Raw genomic sequence first — 21,511 nt, 5'->3', positions numbered from 1 at the left:
CGCAAGGAAACGGAGCACCACCCATGGCCACGCTGTCCCTCGCCGCGATCCTCGCCGAGCCCGCCCGTCGCCGGCCCGAACGCACCGCCCTTGTCGAGGGCGAACTACGGCTCACCTTCGGCGAGTTGTGGGAGCAGGCCCGCGCGCAGGCCGCCGCGCTCGTGGGGCTGGGAGTGCGGCCGGGGGACCGGGTGGCTCTGATGGCGCCCAACACCGCCGAGTTCCCGCGCGCCTATTACGCGATCCTCGCCGCGGGCGGCGTGGTCGTCCCCGTGCACCTGCTGCTCTCCGCGGAGGAGGTCGAGCACGTCGTGCGGGACAGCGGCGCCACCCTGCTGCTGTGCCACCCCGCGCAGGCCGGGACGGGCAAGGCCGCTGCCGCCGCCACCGGCGTACGGCTGCTGACGCTCGGCGGGGACGGCGAGCTGGAAACCCTGGCGGGCGCGGCCGAGCCGCTCCCGAGCTACGTCTCGCGCGACGCCGACGACCCCGCCGTCGTCTTCTACACCAGCGGCACCACCGGCGTCCCCAAGGGCGCCGTGCTCAGCCACCTCAACCTCGTCATGAACGCGACCGTCTGCGCCTTCGACGCCCATGACGTGCGCCAGGACGACATCGCGCTCGGCGCGCTCCCCCTCTTCCACGCGTTCGGCCAGACCGTCTCGATGAACGCGACCTGGCGCGCGGGCGCCACGCTCGTCCTGCTGCCGCGCTTCGACGCCGCGCGGGCCATCGAACTGATGGCGGCGGAGGGCGTCAACACCTTCCACGGGGTGCCGACGATGTACGTGAACCTCGTGGCCGCCGCGGCCACGGCGACCGAGCTTCCCGAGCTGCGGCTCGCGATCTCCGGCGGCGCCTCGCTGCCCGTCGCCGTACTGGAACGCTTCGAGGAGGCCTTCGGCGTACCGGTCTACGAGGGGTACGGGCTCTCCGAGACCTCGCCCACCGCCTCCGTGAACCAGCCCGTCTTCGGCACCAGGGCGGGCAGCATCGGCCACCCGCTGTGGGGCGTCGACGTGGAGATCGCCCGCGCCGACGTCGAGGGACGGATCGAGCTGCTGCCGACGGGGGAGCTCGGCGAGGTCGTGGTCCGCGGCCACAACGTCTTCTCCGGCTACCTGGGGCGCCCGGAGGCGACCGCCGAGGCCGTCGTCGACGGCTGGTTCCGCACCGGAGACCTCGGGACCAAGGACGCCGACGGGTTCCTGGCCATCGTCGACCGCAAGAAGGACGTCATCATCCGCGGCGGTTTCAACGTCTACCCGCGCGAGGTCGAGGAGGTGCTCATGCGCCACCCGGACATCGCGCACGTCGCCGTGATCGGGCTGCCCGACGACGTGCACGGCGAGGAGATCTGCGCCGTCGTCGTCGCGGCGCCCGGCTCCGCGCCCGACGCCGGACAGATCACCGAGTGGTCCAAGGAGCACCTGGGCCGCCACAAGTACCCGCGCCGCGTCGAGTTCACCGGCGAACTGCCGCTCGGCCCCAGCATGAAGGTCCTCAAGCGGGAGCTGCGCGTCACGTACAGCGGGGCGTAGGCCTCATCCCGGTATGGACGTGTCTCTCTGGGGATTCGCCGCGCTCGCCGCGGCCGCGGTGCTCGTCGGCTTCTCGAAGACCGCCGTCAGCGGGGCCAACACGGTCAGCCTGGCGGTCTTCGCCGCGGTCCTGCCCGCCCGGGAGTCGACCGGTGTCCTGCTGCCCATCCTGATCGCGGGCGACGTCCTGGCCGTCCTGACCTACCGCAGACATGCCCACTGGCCCACCCTGTGGCGGCTGTTCCCCGCCGTCGCCGGTGGCGTGGTCGTCGGCACGCTCTTCCTGATGTGGGCCGACGACGCCGCCGTCCGTACGTCGATCGGGGCGATCCTGCTGATGATGGCGGCGGTCACGCTGTGGCGGCGCAGGGCCCCTGCCGGTGCGGACGACGAGGCGAAACCCTCGCGCGGCTCCCGGCTCAAGGCCCCCTCCTACGGCGTGCTCGGCGGCTTCACCACCATGGTCGCCAACGCGGGCGGCCCCGTCATGTCGATGTATCTCCTCTCCGCGGGCTTCCGGAAGCTCGGCTTCCTGGGGACGTCGGCGTGGTTCTTCCTCATCGTCAACACCTCGAAAGTGCCGTTCAGCGTGGGCCTCGGCCTGATCGACGCGCACTCGCTGCTGCTCGACGCGGCACTCGTGCTCTTCGTGATCCCGGGCGCCCTCATCGGCAGGGCGGCCGTGCACCGGATCAACCAGCGTCTCTTCGAGCGGCTGGTGATCGGGGCCACGGTGCTCGGCGGCCTCCAGCTGCTGCTGCGCTGAACTGCTCGAACCCGGCCGCGCCACGCCGCGTAGCCTCAGGGCCATGCATGTGCTCCTCCTCGGCGGAACCACCGAAGCCCGCCGGCTCGCCGCCGACCTCGCCGCCCGTCCTGGCGTCCGGGTGACCACGTCCCTCGCGGGGCGCGTCGCCCGCCCGGCCGCGCTCGAAGGAGACGTACGCGTCGGGGGATTCGGCGGCGTGGACGGCCTGGTCGCCTGGCTGCGCGACCAGGAGGTGGACGCGGTCGTGGACGCCACCCACCCCTTCGCCGCCACCATCAGCGAGCACGCGGCCCTGGCGGCGGCGGCCACCGGCGTACCGTCCGTCATGCTGCGCAGGCCGGGCTGGCTGCCACAGCGGGGCGACCGCTGGCGCGACGCAGCCGCGCTCGGCGACGCGGCGGCGCTGCTTCCCGGGCTCGGGCGCCGTGTGTTCCTGACCACGGGCCGTCTCGGCCTCGCCACCTTCGCGGACGCACACGCGGTCCCGGGCCTGGCGGAACTCCACTTCCTCGTACGCTCCGTGGAGCCGCCGGAGCCGCCCCTGCCCCGCCACACCGAGGTGCTCCTCGACCGCGGGCCCTACACCGTCGAGGGCGAGACGGCCCTGCTGCGCGCGCATCGCATCGACGTCCTGGTGACCAAGGACAGCGGGGGCGCGGCCACAGCGGCCAAACTCACCGCTGCCCGGGCGCTGTCGGTTCCTGTGGTGATCGTGCGACGCCCGCGGCCACCGGAGGGTGCGACGGTGCTGCCGGACGAGAAGAGCGTGCTGTCCTTCCTGGGCGTGGCCTCGGTCAAGTGACCTGAGTCCGTGGGGCGGTTCACCGGCCCGTCGGCCGACCGCACCGGACTGTCACGCGTCGCGCGGCGGCAACCACTGCGTGATCCGGTTGAACAAGTCCCTCAGTGGCTCGCCGACGGCCTGACCGAACTCAGTCAGCCCGTAGGTGACTTGGGGCGGCGTCGTCGGCTCGACCTCCCGCCGGACCAGGCCGTCCTGGACCAGCGCGCGCAGGGTCTGGGAGAGCATCTTCTCGCTGATGCCGTGGATGCTGTCGCGCAGCTCGTAGAACCGAAGGTCGTTGCTCCGCAAGGAGATCAGCACCCAGATGCCCCATCTGCTGGTCACGTGGTCGACCACGTCGCGCGCGGGGCAGTCGGTGTGAAACACGTCATACCGCTTGGCCGGCTCGGCCTGCGTCAGCTGCGCGCCTTCTCTCATGTCCGGAGCTTACCTCCGGGTACGTCCTTACGGAAAGTAAGTCTGGTTCCTAACGTCAACTTCCGCAGTGCACAACTTCCGCAGTGCACAAAGGACTAGGAGCTGAACATGATCGTAGTGACCGGGGCTACCGGGAATGTGGGACAGCCTTTGACGCAGGCCCTGGCCGAGGCGGGTGAGCAGGTGACGGCGGTGTCGCGGCGCGCGGCGGCGGTGCCGGACGGGGTCCGCCATGTGGCGGCCGACTTGGCCGAACCGGCCTCCCTCGCCCCCGCGTTGGACGGGGCGAAGACGCTGTTCCTGCTGCTCTCCGGCGACCTGCACGCCCCCGAAGCCAGGCCGGCCGACCTCATCGACCTGGCCGTGGCCGGCGGGGTGCGCCGGGTCGTCCTGCTGTCCTCGCAGGGCGTGGCGACCAGGCCGCTCGGCCCGTCGCGGATCGCGATGCGCACGGTGGAGGACGCGTTGCGGGAGTCCGGCCTCGACTGGGCCATCCTGCGCCCGGGCGGCTTCGCCTCCAACGCCATGGCCTGGGCCGAGTCCGTCCGTACGCAAAGGACGGTCGCCGCACCCTTCGGTGACGTAGGGGTGCCGGTCATCGACCCGGCCGACATCGGTGAGGTCGCGGCGGCCTGCCTGCTGGATGAACGGCACACCGGCGGGGTGTACGAACTGACCGGGCCGGAGGTGATCACGCCGCGTCAACAGGCGGAGGCGATCGCCGCCGCGCTCGGCTCGCCGGTGCGGTTCCACGAACTCACCCGCGACGAGGCGAAGGCCGCGATGACCCGATTCGCGCCGGCGGAACTCGTCGACGACACCCTGGACATCATCGGCGCCCCGAACCCGGCCGAACTGCGGATCAGCCCGGACGTGGAACGGGTCCTGGGCCGCGCCCCGCGCTCCTTCGACGGCTGGCTCACCCGGAATGTCGCCGCATTCCGCTGAGACAGGAGGACTTCGGACGGGGCGCCCGGTGTCGTCAGGCCTTGCCTGACGACACCGGGACCGGCTGCCTCGCCTCGGGGGCCAGGCCGTGCTCCAGGTCCTCCACGAGCAGCCGCTTCGCGATCGCGTCGACCGCCTTGACGAGGTCCTGGTCAGCGGGGCGGCCACTGTCCTTCTCCACCTGCTCGCCCAGCCACTTGGCCCACGCCCTGCCGATCACGTCGGCCTCGCGTTCGCCGGCGGGGGTGTGCGAGAAGAGCATTCCGGAGCGGGTCAGGAAGCCTTCCTCGACCATGCGGTCGAAGACCGGCACCAGGACTTCGGCGGGCAGCTGACGCCGGGCGGCGATCAGGCTCAGATTCGAGTGACCGACCATCCGGTCGAAGAGCGTGACCTGCATGACGGCCCAGGCGCCGGCGATGTCGAGCCGGGTGTCGGACTCGCGGATGACACGACGAGCGGTGTCCATGCCGGTACTGCGGATGATGTTGCCGACCGTCAGCTCGAGCACCCGGTCCGAGCTGCCGCTCGACGTGGGCGAAGCGAAGCCCTCGCCCATGTCCGAGGAGCTCATCCGCGCGCTGTCCCGCAGCTGCACCTGCTTGAGGAAGAGGGCCACCAGGAACCCGAGCAGCGCCACGGGCACCGTCCACAGGAACACGGTGTGCAGCGTGTCGGCGTACGCCTTGATGATGGGCGCGGCCGCTTCCGCGGGAAGATCGTGCAGCCCCTGCGGACTCTGCGCGGCCTTGGCCACCACGGCGGGATCGGCCGACCCTGCCTGGCTCGCAGCGGCGACCCCGTCCTCCAGATTCGGTTTCAGCGTGTTCGCGTAAATCGTCCCGAAGACGGCGGTGCCGAAGGAGCTGCCGAGCGTACGGAAGAAGGTGACCCCGGAGGTCGCCGTGCCCAGGTCCGAGTAGACGACGGTGTTCTGCACGGCGATGGTCAGGACCTGCATGCAGAGCCCGATACCGGTACCGAGGACGAACATGTACAAGGACTCGAGCCAGGTGCTGGTCTCGCTGCCCATGAGAGAGAGCAGATAGAGCCCGAGAGCCATCACCAGGGCACCAATGATGGGAAAGATCCGATAGGTCCCGGTCTTGCTGACCACGTTGCCGCTGAAGATCGACGCGATGAGCAGCCCGATCACCATGGGCAGCGTCCGCACACCCGAGATGGTGGCCGAGTCCCCGTCCACATACTGCAGATAGGTCGGCAGGAAGGTCATCGCGCCCAGCATCGCGAAGCCGACGATGAAGCTGAGGATCGAGCAGACCGTGAAGACGGGATTGGCGAAGAGCCGCATCGGCAGCATCGGCTCGGCGGCCCGCGTCTCGACCACACAGAACAACGCGAGCGCGATCGCGCCGCCCACGAACAGCGCGATGATCGTGCCCGACCCCCACGCGTACTGGTTGCCGCCCCAACTCGTCGCCAGGATCAGCGCGCTGGCACCGATCGCGACGAACGCGATGCCGAGATAGTCGATGACGGGACGCACCGCGGACTTCACGACGGGGATGTTCCGCGCCGCGGCGATCACCACGACGATCGCGATGGGCACGTTGACGTAGAAGGCCCAGCGCCAGGTCAGATGGTCGGTGAAGAGACCGCCGAGCAGCGGTCCGATGACGGTGGAAACCCCGAAGACGGCGCCGATCGCACCCTGGTACTTACCGCGCTCCCGCAGCGGGATGACGTCGGCGATCAACGCCATGGAGGTCACCATGAGACCGCCCGCGCCAATGCCCTGCAGCGCGCGCCAGGCGATGAGCAACGTCATGTTCGTCGAGAGGCCGCAGAGGAACGAGCCGGTGATGAAGACGATCGCCGAGACCTGGAAGACGATCTTCCGACCGAACAGGTCACCGAACTTGCCGACCAGGACCGTGGCGACCGTCTCGGCGAGCAGATACGACGTCACGACCCACGACATGTGCTCGGCGCCGCCCAGATCCGCCACGATCGTGGGCAGCGCGGTGCCCACGATGGTCTGGTCGAGTGCGGCGAGCAGCATCCCCAGCATGATCGTCACGAAGACGATGTTGCGGCGGCGCTTGTCCAGAACGGGCGGCCCCTGGGCAGAGGCCTCGGCGGCGGGCTCGGCGGTGGTGGTCACACCGTCACCCTCACACCGGGCCCGGGCCTGTGCATGCGGGGCCGGTCCGGTCCGGTGACGGCGGCCTCGGCGGTCCGCGCGCCCGTTCGCTCAGTCCAGGTTGCGGCGCAGCAGATAGGTGTCCATGATCCAGCCTTTGCGCTCGCGAGCCTCGGCCCGCAGAGTCTCGATGCGGGGAGCGGCCTCGTCGAGCGGCCCGGAGACGAGGATCTCGTCGGCGGTCCCGATATAGGCGCCCCAGTAGATGTACATGTCTCCGCCCTCTCCGCCTTGGTACTGCCGGAACGCCTGATGGGCATCGAGCATGACGACGACATCATCGACACCCTCAGGAAAGCCGTGGTCCGCAAGCCGGCGCCCGGTGGTGATCTGCACGGGCCGCGCGACGCGGTTCAGGCCGGTGCGGTGCCTTGCGGCGAGCGAGGAGACGCTGCTGATACCGGGCACGACGTCGTACGAGAAGGTCACCTCGCCCCGGTCGAGGACCTCCTCCAGGATCCCGAGCGTGCTGTCGTACAGCGCGGGGTCGCCCCACACCAGGAACGCGCCGCACTCGTCCGCACCCAGCTCATCGGCGATCATCCGCGCGTAGATGTCCGCACGGCGGCTGCGCCAGTCCCCGACGGCGGGTGAGTAGTCCGCGCCGCCGGCCTTCCGGTCGCGCGCGGGATCCCGGGCCTCGACCACCCGGTAGGCGCCGTCGGCGCGGTGCGCGTCGAGGAGATCACGCCGCAGCTGGACGAGGTCGTCCTTCTCCCCGCCCTTGTCGAGGATGAAGAACACGTCGGTGCTCCTCAGGGCCTTGACGGCTTGCAGGGTCAACTGGTCGGGGTCGCCCGCGCCGATGCCGATGACATGAATCTTTCGCACGCCGAGAGTCTGCCGTACGGGGGCGCTGCGGGGCCGAGCGGGTCGCGCCGCCGGGTGTGCGGTGCTGTTGTGTCCGGTGCTGTTGTGCCCGGGGCCGCTGTGAGGTTCGGCCTCGCGTCAGGCGTGTCAGACGGGGCCGCCGGCTCCGAGTCAGAGGCGTCAGACGCCGTCGGCTCCGCGCAGGCGGGGCGCGTGTTCGGCCGCGTCCACCTTCTGCCCCTCCTCCTCTTCCAGGGATTTTGCCAACTGCCGTGCCCACAGAACGAGTCCGTGCACGTCGATCCCGTACGGCCGCTCGCCCCTCTTCCCCGCGTCGATCGCGCCCGCTCCCCTGAGCAGGAGCCGCGCCCCGCCCGTGAGGTTGCCGCGGGCGGAGTGGGTCAGCCCAACGGCCAGCTGCGCGAGCCCCTTCCACAGGTCACGCTCGTCCTCGGGCCCCGACTTCCAGGCGTCCTCGAAGACCTCGTGCGCGTGAAAGGGCCGCCCCGCGTCGAGCAGCGCCTGCGCCTGAGTGACCGTCTCCTCGGGCGTGCGCGTGACTCCTTCGGGCTGCCGTTCCACCCCTTCGGTGCCGTACGGCATCGGCCGCCCGAGTCCATCACGCGGCCGCGCGTTGCGGGCCCGCCCTTCGGCGTCACGGTCACGGCCACGGTCATCGGGTCGAGGTGAGGTGCTCATACGCCGATTGTCCCTCGCCAGGCGTCCGGCGGGGGCGCGGACCACCCCCGAACGTGGGGTAAAGTTCTAACTGCGCGATCACGCAGAACACAGCGGGACACGCGCACCGGGACGTGGCGCAGCTTGGTAGCGCACTTGACTGGGGGTCAAGGGGTCGCAGGTTCAAATCCTGTCGTCCCGACGGAAACGTCGCAGGTAGGGGCCATCTTCGGATGGCCCCTACTTCGTGTTCGGGACCGATGTGGGAGCGCGGATGCGTGGGATCCGCTCGGGCCGAGCCGGAGGTTGAACGCCGTAGCTCGATCTGAGCGGATATGGCGATGCCCTCCACTCCAGGGCTGTCAGGAAGGCCGGGTGGCCCCGGTCGATGGCGTAGCCGAGCGCGGTTGCCTAGGGGCCTGATCGCTGACCGTCTGTTTGATAAGCCAGTCGACCGGTTTCTCTTGACGTACCGTTCGACCGGTTTCTAGAGTGGGCGGGCGGGTCGGTCAGGCCGGTGTCCGGGCTCTGCGCCGTGCGAGCGGGGCGGGAGGGAGGGGCGATGGGCCGGCTTGACGCCGCGCCGGGGGAGCGCCTGGTGGTCGTGGGATCGCTGGTGGGGCAGCCGGCCGGGGCCGGCACCTTCCTCCTCTCCATGCGGCTCAACTGCAGGGGGGTGCGGACAGTGAACCTGGGTGGCCCGGTCACGCTGGTCGATGCGGCCGCCGCCCTGGCACGCGACCCCCTGGCTCGGGCGCTGCTCCTGATCGTGGGCGAGGTCGCCGGGGCGTCGCGGGAGCTGGAGATCCTGAAGGACCTGCGGGCGGGTGGCGCTCTGGCGGGCCCGGTCTTCGTGGGCGGGACGGACCCCGGGTGCTGGGGGGAACTGGGCCCGGCCGCAGCACAGTTGGTTCAGCTGGGGGTGACGCGGGTGCTGGCGGACCTGGCAGATGCCGCGTTTGAGCTGCCGACGTGTGGTGCCGGGGGGACGGCGCGGGTGGCGCGGGCTGCGTAGGCGTGTGAGGGCGGCAGGAGCTGTCGGCCCCGTTCTTTCGAGGTGAGGTGGAGCGTCACGATGGCGAAGCAAGAGCGTTCGGAGCGCACGCTGGAGGCTCTGGTGGTGTCGGCGGCCGAGCAGTTCGCCCATCATGGCTTGGTCGGGGCGACGCTGGGCGAGGTGAGCCGTGCGGCCGGTGTCACCAAGGGGGCGCTGTTCTTCCATTTCGCCACCAAGGAAGAGCTGGCCGATGCCGTTCAGGCGCGCGGCCGGGACGTCCTGGAGACGGTTATCGAGGACCTCTGTGAGTCGCAGGTGCGGCGTCTGCAGGTTCTGGTGGATGCCACCTACACCCTGGGGCGGCTGCTGAGGCAGGACCCCTTCATCAGGGCCGGTGTGCGCATCACGCGGGAGCGCTCGGGCGGTAAGCCCGCGCCCATGGACTTCTACCCACTGTGGTTGGGGCGTCTGTGGCAGCTGCTGGAGGAGGCCCGCAAGAACGGGGAACTGGCCGCCGACGTTGCCGATGTGTCCGCGCGAACGCTGGTCACCGCGGCCGTCTCCGGCGTCGAGATTCTGGCGTGGATGGGGGTGCCCGCCGACGAGAGCGAGAAGTGGCTCGGCCACCTGTGGGAACTGGTGCTTCCGCTGTTGATTCCGGTGGGCGGTGATGTAGTTATCCGGACCGGTGCGGCCGCGGCTATCCCCTAACGCTCCTGCGGATGCTACAACTCTCGATTGCTGAATGTGGAAGTTGCTCTTGAAGGGGGATAGGGCATGGGTGGCGTGCTGGCCGGCAAGACGGCACTGGTGACCGGGGCAAGTCGGGGGATCGGGCGGGGCATCGCATGCAAGCTGGCGCAGGAGGGGGCTCTGGTCGCAGTCCACTTCAGGGAGGACCGGGATGCGGCGCTCGAGACGCTGGAGGCGATCCGTGGCCGCGACGGGAGGGCCTTCGAGATCCGTGCCGAGCTGGGGGCGCCGGATGAACTGGAGAGGCTCTATGGGCAGTTCGACACCGGGCTGGCCCGGCTGGGTGCAAGCCCGGGCCTGGACATCCTGGTAAACAACGCAGCCACCAGCGGGTCCGCCCGCATCGAGGAGGTGACCGCGGAGCTCTTCGACAGGATCTTCGCGGTGAACACCAAATCTCTGGTGCTCTTGGCGCAGCAGGCGTTGAAGCGGATGCGGGAGGGCGGGCGCATCATCAACATCTCGTCGGCCGCGACACGCATCGCGTATCCGGAGTCGCTGGTCTACTCCATGAGCAAGGGTGCGGTGGACACGTTCACGCTGGCCCTGGCCAAGGAGGTGGGCCGGCGCCGCATCACAGTGAACGCGGTCGCGCCGGGGTTCGTCGAGACCGACATGAACGCGGCCAAGCGGCGCAGCACCAAGGCGGCCGCGGAGCTGGCGGCCTGGTCCGTCTTCGACCGGCTGGGCCAGCCGGGGGACGTGGCCGACATCGTGGCCTTCCTGGCCTCCGATGCCTCGCGCTGGGTCACCGGCCAGTGCATTGACGCCTCCGGCGGGTCACGCCTGTGAGGGGCGGCCGGCTCTGGTGCTCGGCGTCGTTCCCCGGCGGCCGCGCACGCACTCGAGCACGCGGCGCGCGGGGGCGTGGGGTCAGTCCGCGGTCTCGTGGGCGCCGATCGCTCGCCACAGCCCCTCGGAGCCGCTGGGCACGAAGCGTGAGATGCGGCGCGAGGGGGCGATGGCCGGCAGCAGCCAGGTCCACATGTCCGTGACCCGCTCGTGCAGGTCCTTGCGGGAGGTGCGCACCTGCGAGGCGATCTGCACGCCGGCGAACGCACCCACGACGTAGGTGGCCAGGTCCCCGATGTTCACCTCCGCCTTGATGTCGCCGCGTCCCTGCGCCTGGGCCAGCATGTCGCGCACGACATCGATCCACTTGTTGTAGAGCGTGGGGTCGGGCTCCGTGAACGAGCCGAGCTCGATGACCAGGCGGATGCCGGCCCGCACCCGCACGCTGGAGCGGAGCCCGTGCGCCATCTCGTGCGTGAGGTCGATCGCCGTCTGAACACCGGGAGTCTCGGCCTCGGACACGTAGGAGGCCACGTCGAACTGAGTGGCCATCAGTTCCTGGGCCAGTGCTTCCTTGGAGGGGAAGTGGAAGTACATGGCCCCCTTGGTGACACCGGAGTGCCGAGCGATGTCGGTGAGGCTGGTACTGCCGAAGCCCGCCGCGTCGAAGGCGGTCGCCGCGCCGTCCAGGATCGCCTCCCGAGTCACCTCGGCGCGCTCCTGCCGTGTCCTTGCTCCTACGGCCACTGTCGCTTCTCCATCCCGCCGCGGCGCGGATGGTGGTCTTCCATCCCTCGGCGGCGATCGCCGCGGCCCGTCATGGACCCAATCTTGCCTTCCGCGATCAAAAAATACCAGTCGGCTGGTATGGTCCAACAGTTCTCACGGCACTTCCCAGGGGGAATCGCCCCTCGTTTTCCTGCTCAGAGCGCGTTCTTACGGTTCAGCGTCCATGTCCGGGGGTTCAGGATGAGTGCACTTCTGCAAGCCGATCGACCGCATTGCGAAGGGGGCCAGGACGGGGGTGAGCTTTTCGAGCAGACCGTACCGCGCAGTCTGGTCCACCGCGCCGCCGTGTCCGAGGTGCTGCTGACCGGCTGGCGGCCGGTCAAGGACGTCCAGCAACTCGGAGCGCAGTGGTCGCGCGGGCACAGTTACTACGGTTGTATAGACGGCCGATGGCACGATCCGATGCTGTTCGGCGAGACGATCCGCCAGGCCTGCCTGCTCCTGGCTCACCAGGCCCTTCACGTTCCGATGGGGTTCAGTTTCCTCACCGAGTCGACCTCGTTCGAGGTTGCCGAACAGGGTCTGCGCCTGTCGAAGCCCTGCCGGCCCGCCCATGTGGTCCTGCAGATGCGTCTGGGCGAGGTCAAACGCCGTGCCGGAGTCGTCAGTTCCTACTCGTACGACGTCGTCGCCCATCGCGAGGGCCGATGGCTGGGCGTCGGCAGGCTGAGCGCCAAGTGTGCCTCGCAGGCCGTCTATCGCCGTCTACGCGGGGAGCGGATCGGTGCACATCCACCACGGGCGGTCATCAAGCCCGTCGAACCCGAACTGGTGGGCAGACAGGCTTCGTTCGATGTCGTACTGGGCGCCTCTTCCGACGCTCGGGTGCATCCGCTGCGTATCGACGCCGAGCATCCGGTGCTCTTCGACCACCCGGTGGACCATGTGCCGGGAATGGTACTCATGGAGGCGGCCAGGCAGGCGGCCCACCTGGCCACGAGTAGCCCCACGGTCCTGCTTGTGGCCTGTCAGGCGCAGTTCTGGCGCTACGTGGAGTTCCACATACCCTGCCTGGTGTCCACGGATGAGCCGCGGCGCGACGATGAAGGGCGCATCACGCTTACCGTCCGCTTCCACCAGGGCGGCAGTGAGGTCGGCGTATGCCGGGTCTCGCTCCTGGACCCCAGCGGTGGGTGAGCGCCAAGTGGCTGCGAGGACGCGTGCTCACACCCTTTCGAGGGATCTCGCGCGCCAGGACGTCCTCGTCGTGGGCGGAACCGGATTCATCGGCAGCGCAGTGGTGAGCGCCTTGCGGGCGCACACCCAGAGTGAGGGTGGCCCGCGGCTGCGGGTCCTCTCCTCCCGTGGTGACCCTGGCCTCCCCGGTCCTGGCAGGGCAGATCACACCAGTGCCGACCTGACCCGTCCCGAGAGCCTGCGTGGTGTGTGCGAGGGCGTCACGACGCTGGTGCACACAGCCTCGTACGTCGGCCGCGACGCCGAACGCTGCGAAGCCGTCAACCACTTGGGCACTCAGGCACTGCTCAGGGAGGCCCGACGCGCGGGAGTCCAACGCCTGTTGTACGTCAGCACTGCCTCCGTATACGGCACAGGACCGCACCGTGGAGCACGTGAAGGGGATCTGACGCCCGCGCCCTCGTCCCCAGCCAGCGCCTCCCGGTTGCGCGCGGAGCGCGCCGTGCTCGAGGCCGGCGGCACCGTGCTGCGTCCCCATCTCGTCTACGGCGAGGGGGACCGGTGGGTCGTGCCGACTCTGGTCCGGTTGCTCAGGGGCGTTGCGGACTGGCCCGCGCAAGCGATGGCGCTTTCCTCCATGATCTATGTGCAGGACCTGGCGCGCTGCGTGGTGTCCCTGGCTCGCGGGCCGGCGCAGGGGCCCGAGGTCTACCACGCGGCCGATCCGCGGCCCGTGGCACTGAGCCGGGTGCTGCGCGCCCTGCACGTCGACCTGGGGCTGCCGCTGGCGCCCGGTGTGATCTCCGTGGCCGAACACCGTGCCCGGGTCGGGCGCGCTGTGCCCGGTGTTTCCGCGCATCAGTACGCCCTTCTCAGTCAGGACCACTGGTATGACAGCAGCAGCCTGTGGGCCACCACGGGAGAGCGGCCCGGTCCGGGGTTCGAACGGCGGTTCGCCGAATGCAGCGGCTGGTACCGGCGGCATCTGGGATGACGCCGACCAGGTGCCAGGGGGCGCAGGATGAGCACCCGCCGCCCGCCCGGGGGCAGGGCCGCGCGGAGGCGGCTAGGGCGGCACGCCCTGGCCGCCGGCGCAGCCGACGCCAACTCCCTACCGGCTGGAAGGTTTTGAGGCGTTGGTCGGCCGTGCTGCCGGGCACGCCGGGCGGCACTCCGCCTATGCTTGCCCTTGCAGGGCAGGCGGCTGCGACAGCGGTCCCTGCGGCAGGGCACCGGCACAGATCGGGTGGGGGGCGAGGCGTGGCAGTGCACCGCGAGAGGCCTTCGACCTCGGCCGCTGTGCTCGAGCTGCGTCTGGAGGAAGTGCTCGCCGGCTTCGAAGCGGCCCTGCACGCCACCGGCAGCTCACTGTTGGGGCGTGAGCGTCACATCGACCGCCAGATGTCCGAGGCCCGGCAGCTGTTGGTGCATGTCATCGCCGAGCTGCGGCGCGGAACATACCTGCCCTACGGTACGGAATCGCTGGGCAGCCAGACGGTGCAGCCCGGCGGGACGCGCACTCATCCTGTGGAGTCGGGCCGTGCCGCCGCGGCGCTCTTTGACGCGGTGGTCGTCGTGCTGCTGGGTGAGCCCGAGGAGAGCAGGCCCTCGCCTGCGGAGTGCGCGGTGCTCTTCTCCCTGTTGCACCGCCAGATCGTGGCCCGCCACACGGCACGCTCCGTGGCGCACATCGGCTACCTCCTGGAGCGCGTCCACACTGCGCACAATGACGAACGGCGGCGCGTTGCAAGGGAGTTGCACGATGAGGTCGCCGGCCACCTCGGTTCCGCCCTCAACTGGTTCGAGCTCTACGACCTCTACCAGGACACGCACCCGGATCTGGCAGCTGAGAAGGCCCGAACGGCCGGCCGGACGGTGCGCACCTCCCTGGCGAGCCTACGGGAGGTCATGACCGGTCTGCGTCGGCGCAGCGACGCGGGATCGCTGCGCGCCGCGCTCATGGCCGACCTCGACATCATGGGCGAGCACCCGGCACATGTGCGCATCGCCGTCACGGGCGATCAGTCGTGGCTGCGCCCCGAAACGACGGAGGAGTTGCTGCTGATCGTCCGCGAGGCGCAGCGCAACGCGGTGCGCCACGCGCACGCCGATCGCGTCACCGTGGCCGTCCACCTGGAGCCGGGTGAGGTGCGGGCTCTCATCGAGGACGACGGCGTCGGTTTCGACGCGGGCGCCGCGGCGCCGCGCGGTCACAACGGAATGCTCTCGATGCGGGAGCGGGCCGAACTCCTGGGCGGCGAGGTCACGGTGGAGTCGCAGAGCGGCCGCGGCACCCGGGTCCTGGTCTTTGTGCCCCTGAGGCCTTTGAGAGGTGAGACGGGTGGAAACGAGTAGGCCACTGCGTATCCTCATCGCCGACGATCACACACTGTTCCGGGAGGGCGTGCGGGAGATCCTCGCCGCCGCCGGCATCGAGGTCGTGGGTGAGGCGGACAGTGGCGAGGAGGCCTGCCGCAAGGCGGCCGAGGTCACGGCGGACGTCTTCGTCCTTGACGTGGAGATGCCGGGGCAGGGCGTGCGAGAGACGCTGTCACGGCTGCGCCACATCGCCCCGCACACCCGCATCATCGTCCTGACCATGCACGACGATGTCGCGCTCGCCCGCGAACTGCTGTCCCTGGGAGCCAGCGCGTACTTGGTGAAGGGGTCAACCCGCCACGAGCTGCTCTCCGCGATTCAGAGCGTGTGCGTCAACCGTCATCCGGGGCACGTGATCCTTTCCGTGTCCCAGCACGGCCTGGACCGGGTGGGGTCCTTCGCGGGCGAGAGGCTGTCGGCGCGGGAGCGTGAAGTCCTGACCCTGGCCGGCCAGGCCCTCAGCAACCTGCAGATCGCCCGGCGGCTGTCCATCGCCGAAGGCACCGTCAAGCGTCATCTGCGCAACATCTACGGCAAGTTGTCCGCGGTCTCCCGTCTGGACGCGGTGAACAAGGCCGTCGCCGCGTCACTGATCGCGCCACCCTCGGCACGTGTGCACGACGGGTCACAGTGACCGACGCGTTCAGGCAGTGCTCCCGCCGTGTTCGTCCTGCGCGCCCGTGCGGCGCAGCAGCACGAAGCGGTGGGCCGCCTGTTCGGCCTCGGCCAGGCAGAGGAAGCCCCGGTCGCGGGCGGTGGCTGTCAGTTCGTCCACGTCGTCGAACTTCCAGGCCGCTACGAGGTGGTGGCGCACCCCGGCGGCCCCGGGCCACTCGCGCGTGCGGTGGGCCGTGGTGCGGTAGCGGTGCTCGTTGAGCCGGTCGGCAGCCGCCACCGCGTCCGCGCTGGCCGACCAGGCCTGCGCGCCGCCGCGCAGCTCGGCGGGGACGCCGTTGAAGGCGACCGCACCCGGTGCTATGCGAAAGGAGCGCACCAGTACCTGCAACAGGCGCCACTGCTCACTCTTTTCCCGCAGCTCGCGCGCGGTCAGCCAGTGCGACCAAACCCGCGGCGGCAGATGCCTCGCGGTGATCCCGCGCTCGGCGGCAGCGGCCAGCGCGGCTTGCGCCGGGTCGCCCTCAGGCGCGCGCCGACGCCCTGCGGCGATGGAGGTCAGTGCGTAACGGCGGTAGCGCGCGGGGAAGTCCGGGGCGTACAGCTGCTGGAAGCGCAGTACGTCCAGCTCGGAGACGCCGGTGGGGTGGCGTGCGGGCGCGGCGGCGCGGATGGCGCCACGCCAGCGCTCCAGATGGCTGCTGCACGGCACCAGCCAGGCCGGGATGAGCGGCGCCAGATCCATGGTGCGCGGGTGGGTCGTCTGCGCCAGGGCTACCAGCGCGTCGGCCCGCTGGAGATCCGCACGGTCGGGGTGGTCCAGGGCGAAGGAGTGCAGGGCGCGGGCGGCTTCACCGGATCCGGACGAGGCGTTATCGGCGGCGCGCACCACCTTCTGCCAGCTCCGGTGTGCCCAGTGCACCGTGCCGGCCGCCTCCAGGACCGCCGCGCCTCGGTTGGCGGAGATGACCCCCTGGCTCACCGCGTTGGCTATCGACCAGCGCAAATTCACCAGCGACACCGTGGCCGGTACGTCGTCGCAGGGCGCCGAAGGGTCAACTGCTGTCTCGGCATCTGCCTCCACCAGCTGCTGGGCATACATGTCAAAAACGAGGCCTATGCCCTGCATTCCGTAGGGCCACAGCTCGGCCGCGCGCAGCGCCCCCAGGCCTGCCGCGCCCATCACACGAGTGCCGCGGGCGAGCAGATCCAGGATCTCCTTGTGGCGCACCGGGGCCGCGTGGCGGAAGACACCGTCGATGATGAGCACGGTGTCCTCGGCGCACGCATCGAGCAGCAGCAGGTCGCCGTGGCGCACCGGCGGGTGGACGACGGCGTGCGGAGCGGTGTGGCGCACCTCCTCCACGGCCAGGGTCGGGCCGACGAAGACATGCGTACTCACCCGGCCTCCTTCGGGGTGGCGGTGGCCCGCGGGCGCCCTGTCCCCTGCCGCTCCTCCCGCTCGAGGCCCGCGGCGATGACCTTGACCACGCTGAACTGAGGATGGCTGCTCAGGTCGACGACCAGCGGAGCGTGCCCGGTGACGGAGCGGACCGTGGTCGCCAGCCAGCGCGCTTCGTCCGTGTCCTCGGTGAACCGGGCGGCGGGCTTGGCCACGTCGCGCCATGTCACGCTCGCCCCGCCTGGGCGCGGCGGCGAAGGCAGGTCCGGGCCAAGCGGCGGCAGGTGCGGGGTGAGGTCCTCGGGGCCGCCGGCGATCGCGGCGAGCCGGCTCTGTGCGGAGTCGGTGATGGCCCGGCTCAGCGCGATCGCCGGGTCACTGTGGACCCCGTATCCCACGGCCGGCGCAGACACGTCCGTGGACCACAGGTACGTGACGAAGCAGGGAAGCCTCCAGCGGTTGGGTACGTCGACGATCTCTGGCCGGGCGCCCGCTTCCGTGATCTTCCGCAGCAGTCCGGCGCAGCGTTCGTCCTCGACGCTCTGTGCGGCGATGTGCCGACGGCCGCTCGCCGGGATTGTCGTGAGGGCGGCCGCGCAGTCCCGTTCGACGACCTCGTACAGGGCGTGTACGACCGCCTCGTGGTAACTGTTGCCGGCGGCCAGGCCGTTGGCGCAGGCCTGCAACAGGGGAGGTGCCCACACGTCGCGCACCTCGTGGTCCAGGGTGACGCACGCGCTGGGTACGAGCGTGACGGCGCTGCCGATCGGATCCCTGGCGCGCACCCAGTCCAGAGGTGTGCGGTCGCTCAGGAGGCTGCCGACAGGTCGGGGCAGGGTGGCGACGCGATAGGGGAGGCGGAGATCGCACGCGGGCACGCCGGTCATCTCGGCGGCGGGGGTGGCGTATTCGGCATGCCACAGCTCCAGGGATTCCATCACCGCGGAGATACGGGCGAGCAGCATGGAGGTGCCCTTGCCCTGCGAGACGGTGAGGGTCTTCGCGCCGGGACGCACCGCGAGGGCGACAGGGACACCGAGCACATCCAGGCCCGTCACATCGGCGACGCGTGTGATGCCGTACAGGCCACGCAGCGCGTCGATGATGGCCCAGGTGTCCTCCGGGTGCCGTACGCGGTGCGAGCCCTCGAAGTGGATCTTCTTCACCCGTCCGTCCTCCTCGTCCTCCGGGTCGGAGCTCCAGCATTGACGACGCCGCCAAAGCCGCCCGGCAGCCGGGCGGAAGTCGCGGTTCAAGAGAGCGGGAAGTCTTTGGTGTGAGGGGCCGGGCCCCGCCGATGGGGCTGGCCTCCCGCTGCCCAACTGCTGACATTGGGCTCTCCTCCCCGCGGCGTGCTCCGCATGCGCCAGATCACTATTTTGAACGGTCGACTGGTTTTCTATGTGATGAGACCGCCATGTGATCCGGATGGGGTGGCCGAAGGTGGCAGTGCGTCCAGGTGAGGCGCAGGGCAGCTACAAAAGACCTGCTCAAGAAGGTAGTTGGGAGGCTTTCAGCTTGCCCGCGGAAGGAGCCACTCGTGGCCGGACGTGGAGAGTGACGTGCCTCGAAGGACTGGATCCGGGATGCTGAATTCGACAAGTCGACCGGTATGTATTGACTCTTCGAGAGTCGACAGTGTTCGATCGTGGCCAGGAACGGCACCGCACCAAGCCCCACTCGCACCGAACCGTGGAGGGACCATGACGTCCATCCGGACCGACCCCGCTTGCTTCGTGATGGCGCACTACAGCGACGGCCCACGGGCCGCGCAGTACGTCGAGGAGGCCGTGCGCGGGCTGCACGCGCAAAGCGATCCGAACTGGCACCTGGTGATCGTCGACGACGCCTCACCACGGGCAGCGGATCGCGAGCACCTGCGCAAGCTCGCCGCAGCCGATCCAGGCCGCATCGTCCTGCTGCCGCAGGAGACCAACCGCGGCCAGGGCGTGTGCCGAAACATCGGGGTGCGCTGGGCTCGCGACAACGGCTGCGGCATGGTGCTCTTCCAGGACGCAGACGACGTTTCCCACCCGCGTCGCCTCGAGCTGACCCGGGCCTTGTTGGCGGAGCGGCCCGACATAGACTTCGTCTATTCCGGGTTCACCGTCATCGACGAGGTCGGCACGCCTGTCGCCGAGCACCTGCTCACCCCGTCCGTACGGGAAATCATCGAGTCACACCGCGAAGCCCCCGTCGAAGGGCCCCGCGCCTGGATCCGCATCGGCACCGAAACCGGGTACACCACGCTCACCTCGACTGTGTCCGCCCGCACCGAGCTCGCTGCCGCCCATGCCTTCCCCGATGTGCGCGGCTCCGAGGACGGGCACACGTGGTTTCGGATGTCCGCCGGTGGAACCGGGCTCGCTTTCCTCGCCCAGACCCCCAGCCTGTACCGCATTCCCCAGAACGGGTCGGGCTCCTCCGACCGCAGTCGCATCGGCGGTGACTACTACCGGCGCAAGGCCGAGGTGGACACCTCCGGCTTCTTCGAGGCCATCGGTATCGCCCTGCAGCGGCGCACCATCTCCCTGACCGACGTACCAGATCTGAAGACCGGATTCCTGCGCCGACTCGCGGAGACCATGGAACGCGAGGGCCAGCTCGACTTGGCCGCCGAGCTGCATGGCCTGTACTCCGCCGTCCCCGCCGGTGTCCGCTAGCGCGCACCCGACCGTGTGCGGCCCGGGCCCGGAACTGCGTGCGGCCCGGTGGAGCGTGTCGGGGTACTTCTTCCTCAACGGGGTGGCCTTCTCCTCATGGGTGGCCCGCATCCCGGACGTCAAGCGGGAACTGGGCCTGGACGAGCTCCAGTTGAGCCTTGTCCTCCTGGTTGCCGCCGTCGGCACCGTCGCCGGGATCGCGCTCAGCGGCCGCTTGGTGAACCGCTGTGGAGCTCCCGCGGTCAGCCGCGTCGCGTCGCTCGCCGTCGCCCTGTGCCTACTCGGTTCGGGGTGGGCCCCCAACCTGGCCGGTCTGGTCGTCGCCCAACTGCTGTTCGGCCTGTCCGGCGGCGCTTACAACGTGGCCATGAACGCCCGGGCCGTTCAGGTGGACCGGGCTTACCCACGCCCGGTCATCGCCTCGGTCCATGCCTCCTTCAGCGTCGGCGCCCTCACCGGTTCGGCCTTGGGGATCGGATCCCTCCACCTGGGACTGGCACCGCGGACTGTGCTGACGGGCACCGCCGTTCTGCTTGTCCTCGGGGCTCTGCAGTGCGCCCGAGCCCGCATGGAACTCGGGCCCGCGGAGCAGAAGGACGGCCCCACGACGTCCGGCACCCGCCCGGTACTGGCCGACCGGCGGATCCTGCTGCTGGGTGCCTGCGCCTTCGCCTGTCTGCTGTGCGAAGGGGCGGTGGCCGACTGGAGCGGGGTCTATCTGCGCGAACACGCAGGGCTCGGGTCGCAGTGGGCACCGGCGGGCTACCTGCTGTTCTGTCTGGCGATGACGAGCGGTCGGCTTGTCGCTGACCGGCTCGTGGCAAAGGCGGGGGCGTCGGCGCTGCTCGCGGGCGGCACCCTCGTCGCCGGCTGCGGTCTGGCGCTGGGACTGCTCGTCGGCGACGGCCTGAGCGGCCTGAGCGGCCTGGCACTGTTCGGTCTCGGCCTGTCCTGCGTCACGCCGCAGCTGTTCAGGGCGGCTGGTGAGCAGGCCGGGCACGCCACCGGCAGCGCCGTCGCAGCCGTGGCGTCCCTGGGGTACGTGGGTCTGCTCGGCGGCCCGGCCCTGATCGGACTCCTGTCCCACTCCCTCGGATTGCGGACCGCGCTGGGGCTGCTGCCGCTGCTGATGTTCACCGTGGCCCTGACCACTCGCAGGCTGCGCGCCCGCGGTCCGGTGACCGCGCGGCGCGAGAGGGGCGTGCGTCCTCCCGCCGTCCTCCAAACCGGCCGGAACAAGGCCCTGCAGAAGAGGAGTTGAGATGACTACCGCACGTCCGACCCTGGAGGCAGTGGCGGCCCGCGCGGGGGTGGGCCGGGGCACCGCCTCCCGTGTCATCAACGGATCGGTCAATGTCAGCACCAATGCGCGCGAGGCCGTGCTGCGCGCCATCGAGGAACTGGGCTACGTACCCAACCAGGCGGCCCGAACCCTCGCCGGCAGCCACAGCGAGGTGGTCGCGTTCGTCACCGCGCCGCAGGCCTGCCATGACGGCCAGGACTCCGCTCGTAGCGCTCTGGTACACGGGGCTCGACAGGCGGTCGAGGAGGCGGGGCTGCATCTGCTGGTGACCCTCGCCCGCCCCGGGCTCGACGAGGCATGGCTCGCCGACTTCCTGACCGCCGGACGCGTCGACGGTGTGCTCATCGACCCGGCGTGCGCACAAGGCGGGCTGCCCGGCCGGCTGTTGGCGACCGCGGTGCCGCACATCGTCCTGCAGGCGCTGGGCGCGCTGGTCATCGCGGGCCCCTCTCGGGATCCCGGTGCCGCCGAGGCGAGCGGCCGGCACGCGGCCCGGCTGCTCCTGGAGAGGCTCGCGCACGGCCGGGTCGTACGCGATTCGGCCTGACC

At 70.2% G+C, this 21,511-nt stretch carries 21 protein-coding genes and 1 tRNA gene; 15 read left to right on the top strand and 7 right to left on the bottom strand.

Features of this window, described 5'->3' with window-relative positions; translation table 11 throughout:
- Nucleotides 1-23: 23 nt before the first annotated feature.
- The 3 genes from ACZ5WE_RS25600 to ACZ5WE_RS25590 are packed head-to-tail and all read left to right on the top strand — an operon-like array spanning nt 24 to nt 3,112.
- Complete coding sequence (locus ACZ5WE_RS25600) at nt 24-1,541, top strand: long-chain-fatty-acid--CoA ligase (protein WP_467692569.1); 1,518 nt, start codon at nt 24-26, stop codon at nt 1,539-1,541.
- 13 nt (nt 1,542-1,554) lie between these two features.
- Nucleotides 1,555-2,307, top strand: coding sequence for a sulfite exporter TauE/SafE family protein (locus tag ACZ5WE_RS25595; RefSeq protein WP_467692570.1), 753 nt, complete (start codon nt 1,555-1,557; stop codon nt 2,305-2,307).
- 43 nt (nt 2,308-2,350) lie between these two features.
- Complete coding sequence (locus ACZ5WE_RS25590) at nt 2,351-3,112, top strand: cobalt-precorrin-6A reductase (RefSeq protein ID WP_467692571.1); 762 nt, start codon at nt 2,351-2,353, stop codon at nt 3,110-3,112.
- 51 nt (nt 3,113-3,163) lie between these two features.
- On the opposite strand, the gene ACZ5WE_RS25585 is transcribed toward ACZ5WE_RS25590, so the two are convergent.
- Nucleotides 3,164-3,532: a winged helix-turn-helix transcriptional regulator gene (locus tag ACZ5WE_RS25585; protein ID WP_467692572.1), complete on the bottom strand. Its 369-nt coding sequence runs from the start codon at nt 3,530-3,532 to the stop codon at nt 3,164-3,166.
- Nucleotides 3,533-3,640: 108 nt separating this feature from the next.
- Here ACZ5WE_RS25585 and ACZ5WE_RS25580 point away from each other — a divergent pair, with 108 nt between their 5' ends.
- On the top strand, nt 3,641-4,480 hold the full coding sequence (locus tag ACZ5WE_RS25580; protein ID WP_467692574.1) for an NAD(P)H-binding protein: 840 nt from the start codon (nt 3,641-3,643) through the stop codon (nt 4,478-4,480).
- Nucleotides 4,481-4,514: 34 nt separating this feature from the next.
- Here ACZ5WE_RS25580 and ACZ5WE_RS25575 read toward each other — a convergent pair whose 3' ends face one another.
- The 3 genes from ACZ5WE_RS25575 to ACZ5WE_RS25565 all read right to left on the bottom strand — a co-directional run bounded on the left by ACZ5WE_RS25575 (nt 4,515) and on the right by ACZ5WE_RS25565 (nt 8,153).
- Nucleotides 4,515-6,605, bottom strand: coding sequence for an MDR family MFS transporter (locus ACZ5WE_RS25575; protein WP_467692576.1), 2,091 nt, complete (start codon nt 6,603-6,605; stop codon nt 4,515-4,517).
- Between the two features lie 90 nt (nt 6,606-6,695).
- Nucleotides 6,696-7,475 carry a precorrin-6A synthase (deacetylating) gene (gene cobF, locus ACZ5WE_RS25570; protein WP_467692577.1) on the bottom strand — a complete coding sequence of 260 codons (780 nt, stop codon included), beginning with the start codon at nt 7,473-7,475 and terminating at the stop codon, nt 6,696-6,698.
- Between the two features lie 159 nt (nt 7,476-7,634).
- Nucleotides 7,635-8,153 (bottom strand): DUF309 domain-containing protein, encoded by a 519-nt coding sequence (locus tag ACZ5WE_RS25565; protein WP_467692579.1) that lies wholly within the window; start codon nt 8,151-8,153, stop codon nt 7,635-7,637.
- 107 nt (nt 8,154-8,260) lie between these two features.
- Here ACZ5WE_RS25565 and ACZ5WE_RS25560 point away from each other — a divergent pair.
- From ACZ5WE_RS25560 to ACZ5WE_RS25545, 4 genes are all read left to right on the top strand, one after another.
- Nucleotides 8,261-8,334: transfer RNA gene (locus ACZ5WE_RS25560), tRNA-Pro, on the top strand.
- Between the two features lie 360 nt (nt 8,335-8,694).
- Nucleotides 8,695-9,147 (top strand): hypothetical protein, encoded by a 453-nt coding sequence (locus tag ACZ5WE_RS25555; RefSeq protein WP_467692580.1) that lies wholly within the window; start codon nt 8,695-8,697, stop codon nt 9,145-9,147.
- A gap of 60 nt (nt 9,148-9,207) precedes the next feature.
- Nucleotides 9,208-9,840: a ScbR family autoregulator-binding transcription factor gene (locus ACZ5WE_RS25550; RefSeq protein WP_467692582.1), complete on the top strand. Its 633-nt coding sequence runs from the start codon at nt 9,208-9,210 to the stop codon at nt 9,838-9,840.
- A gap of 66 nt (nt 9,841-9,906) precedes the next feature.
- A complete protein-coding gene (locus ACZ5WE_RS25545) occupies nt 9,907-10,674 on the top strand; it encodes an SDR family oxidoreductase (protein WP_467692583.1) in 768 nt (255 codons plus the stop codon).
- Between the two features lie 81 nt (nt 10,675-10,755).
- Here ACZ5WE_RS25545 and ACZ5WE_RS25540 read toward each other — a convergent pair whose 3' ends face one another.
- A complete protein-coding gene (locus ACZ5WE_RS25540; protein ID WP_467692585.1) occupies nt 10,756-11,421 on the bottom strand; it encodes a ScbR family autoregulator-binding transcription factor in 666 nt (221 codons plus the stop codon).
- Nucleotides 11,422-11,643: 222 nt separating this feature from the next.
- Between ACZ5WE_RS25540 and ACZ5WE_RS25535 the strand changes: the two genes are divergently transcribed.
- The 4 genes from ACZ5WE_RS25535 (at nt 11,644) to ACZ5WE_RS25520 (ending at nt 15,613) form a co-directional block, all read left to right on the top strand.
- Nucleotides 11,644-12,600 carry a ScbA/BarX family gamma-butyrolactone biosynthesis protein gene (locus tag ACZ5WE_RS25535; RefSeq protein WP_467692586.1) on the top strand — a complete coding sequence of 319 codons (957 nt, stop codon included), beginning with the start codon at nt 11,644-11,646 and terminating at the stop codon, nt 12,598-12,600.
- Nucleotides 12,488-13,594: an NAD-dependent epimerase/dehydratase family protein gene (locus ACZ5WE_RS25530; RefSeq protein WP_469157299.1), complete on the top strand. Its 1,107-nt coding sequence runs from the start codon at nt 12,488-12,490 to the stop codon at nt 13,592-13,594. Before ACZ5WE_RS25535 ends, ACZ5WE_RS25530 begins: the two co-directional genes overlap by 113 nt.
- Before the next feature lie 266 nt (nt 13,595-13,860).
- Entirely contained in the window at nt 13,861-14,955 is a 1,095-nt protein-coding gene (locus ACZ5WE_RS25525; RefSeq protein ID WP_467692588.1) for a sensor histidine kinase, read from the top strand.
- Nucleotides 14,942-15,613: a response regulator gene (locus ACZ5WE_RS25520; protein ID WP_467692590.1), complete on the top strand. Its 672-nt coding sequence runs from the start codon at nt 14,942-14,944 to the stop codon at nt 15,611-15,613. Before ACZ5WE_RS25525 ends, ACZ5WE_RS25520 begins: the two co-directional genes overlap by 14 nt.
- A gap of 9 nt (nt 15,614-15,622) precedes the next feature.
- Here ACZ5WE_RS25520 and ACZ5WE_RS25515 read toward each other — a convergent pair whose 3' ends face one another.
- The gene (locus ACZ5WE_RS25515; RefSeq protein ID WP_467692592.1) at nt 15,623-16,996 is read right to left on the bottom strand and encodes a TfuA-like protein; all 1,374 of its coding nucleotides are present in this window, start codon (nt 16,994-16,996) and stop codon (nt 15,623-15,625) included.
- Entirely contained in the window at nt 16,993-18,162 is a 1,170-nt protein-coding gene (locus ACZ5WE_RS25510; RefSeq protein ID WP_467692594.1) for a YcaO-like family protein, read from the bottom strand. Before ACZ5WE_RS25510 ends, ACZ5WE_RS25515 begins: the two co-directional genes overlap by 4 nt.
- Nucleotides 18,163-18,699: 537 nt before the next feature.
- Between ACZ5WE_RS25510 and ACZ5WE_RS25505 the strand changes: the two genes are divergently transcribed.
- Genes ACZ5WE_RS25505 through ACZ5WE_RS25495 form a run of 3 tightly spaced genes read left to right on the top strand, consistent with a single transcriptional unit; the run spans nt 18,700 to nt 21,509 of the window.
- Nucleotides 18,700-19,659, top strand: coding sequence for a glycosyltransferase family 2 protein (locus tag ACZ5WE_RS25505; protein WP_467692595.1), 960 nt, complete (start codon nt 18,700-18,702; stop codon nt 19,657-19,659).
- Nucleotides 19,649-20,920 carry an MFS transporter gene (locus tag ACZ5WE_RS25500; protein WP_467692597.1) on the top strand — a complete coding sequence of 424 codons (1,272 nt, stop codon included), beginning with the start codon at nt 19,649-19,651 and terminating at the stop codon, nt 20,918-20,920. Before ACZ5WE_RS25505 ends, ACZ5WE_RS25500 begins: the two co-directional genes overlap by 11 nt.
- Nucleotide 20,921: 1 nt before the next feature.
- Nucleotides 20,922-21,509 carry a LacI family DNA-binding transcriptional regulator gene (locus tag ACZ5WE_RS25495; RefSeq protein ID WP_467692599.1) on the top strand — a complete coding sequence of 196 codons (588 nt, stop codon included), beginning with the start codon at nt 20,922-20,924 and terminating at the stop codon, nt 21,507-21,509.
- Nucleotides 21,510-21,511 lie beyond the last annotated feature (2 nt).

The organism is Streptomyces sp. NPDC033180 (assembly GCF_055577645.1).
This window is presented reverse-complemented; position numbering and strand designations above follow the sequence as displayed.

Excerpts from the sequence above, each read along its gene's own strand:
- ACZ5WE_RS25600 (WP_467692569.1), top strand. The coding sequence starts at position 24 with ATGGCCACGCTGTCCCTCGCCGCGATCCTCGCCGAGCCCGCCCGTCGC.
- ACZ5WE_RS25595 (WP_467692570.1), top strand. The coding sequence starts at position 1,555 with ATGGACGTGTCTCTCTGGGGATTCGCCGCGCTCGCCGCGGCCGCGGTG.
- ACZ5WE_RS25590 (WP_467692571.1), top strand. The coding sequence starts at position 2,351 with ATGCATGTGCTCCTCCTCGGCGGAACCACCGAAGCCCGCCGGCTCGCC.
- ACZ5WE_RS25585 (WP_467692572.1), bottom strand. The coding sequence starts at position 3,532 with ATGAGAGAAGGCGCGCAGCTGACGCAGGCCGAGCCGGCCAAGCGGTAT.
- ACZ5WE_RS25580 (WP_467692574.1), top strand. The coding sequence starts at position 3,641 with ATGATCGTAGTGACCGGGGCTACCGGGAATGTGGGACAGCCTTTGACG.
- ACZ5WE_RS25565 (WP_467692579.1), bottom strand. The coding sequence starts at position 8,153 with ATGAGCACCTCACCTCGACCCGATGACCGTGGCCGTGACCGTGACGCC.
- ACZ5WE_RS25555 (WP_467692580.1), top strand. The coding sequence starts at position 8,695 with ATGGGCCGGCTTGACGCCGCGCCGGGGGAGCGCCTGGTGGTCGTGGGA.
- ACZ5WE_RS25550 (WP_467692582.1), top strand. The coding sequence starts at position 9,208 with ATGGCGAAGCAAGAGCGTTCGGAGCGCACGCTGGAGGCTCTGGTGGTG.
- ACZ5WE_RS25545 (WP_467692583.1), top strand. The coding sequence starts at position 9,907 with ATGGGTGGCGTGCTGGCCGGCAAGACGGCACTGGTGACCGGGGCAAGT.
- ACZ5WE_RS25535 (WP_467692586.1), top strand. The coding sequence starts at position 11,644 with ATGAGTGCACTTCTGCAAGCCGATCGACCGCATTGCGAAGGGGGCCAG.
- ACZ5WE_RS25530 (WP_469157299.1), top strand. The coding sequence starts at position 12,488 with ATGAGCCGCGGCGCGACGATGAAGGGCGCATCACGCTTACCGTCCGCT.
- ACZ5WE_RS25505 (WP_467692595.1), top strand. The coding sequence starts at position 18,700 with ATGACGTCCATCCGGACCGACCCCGCTTGCTTCGTGATGGCGCACTAC.
- ACZ5WE_RS25495 (WP_467692599.1), top strand. The coding sequence starts at position 20,922 with ATGACTACCGCACGTCCGACCCTGGAGGCAGTGGCGGCCCGCGCGGGG.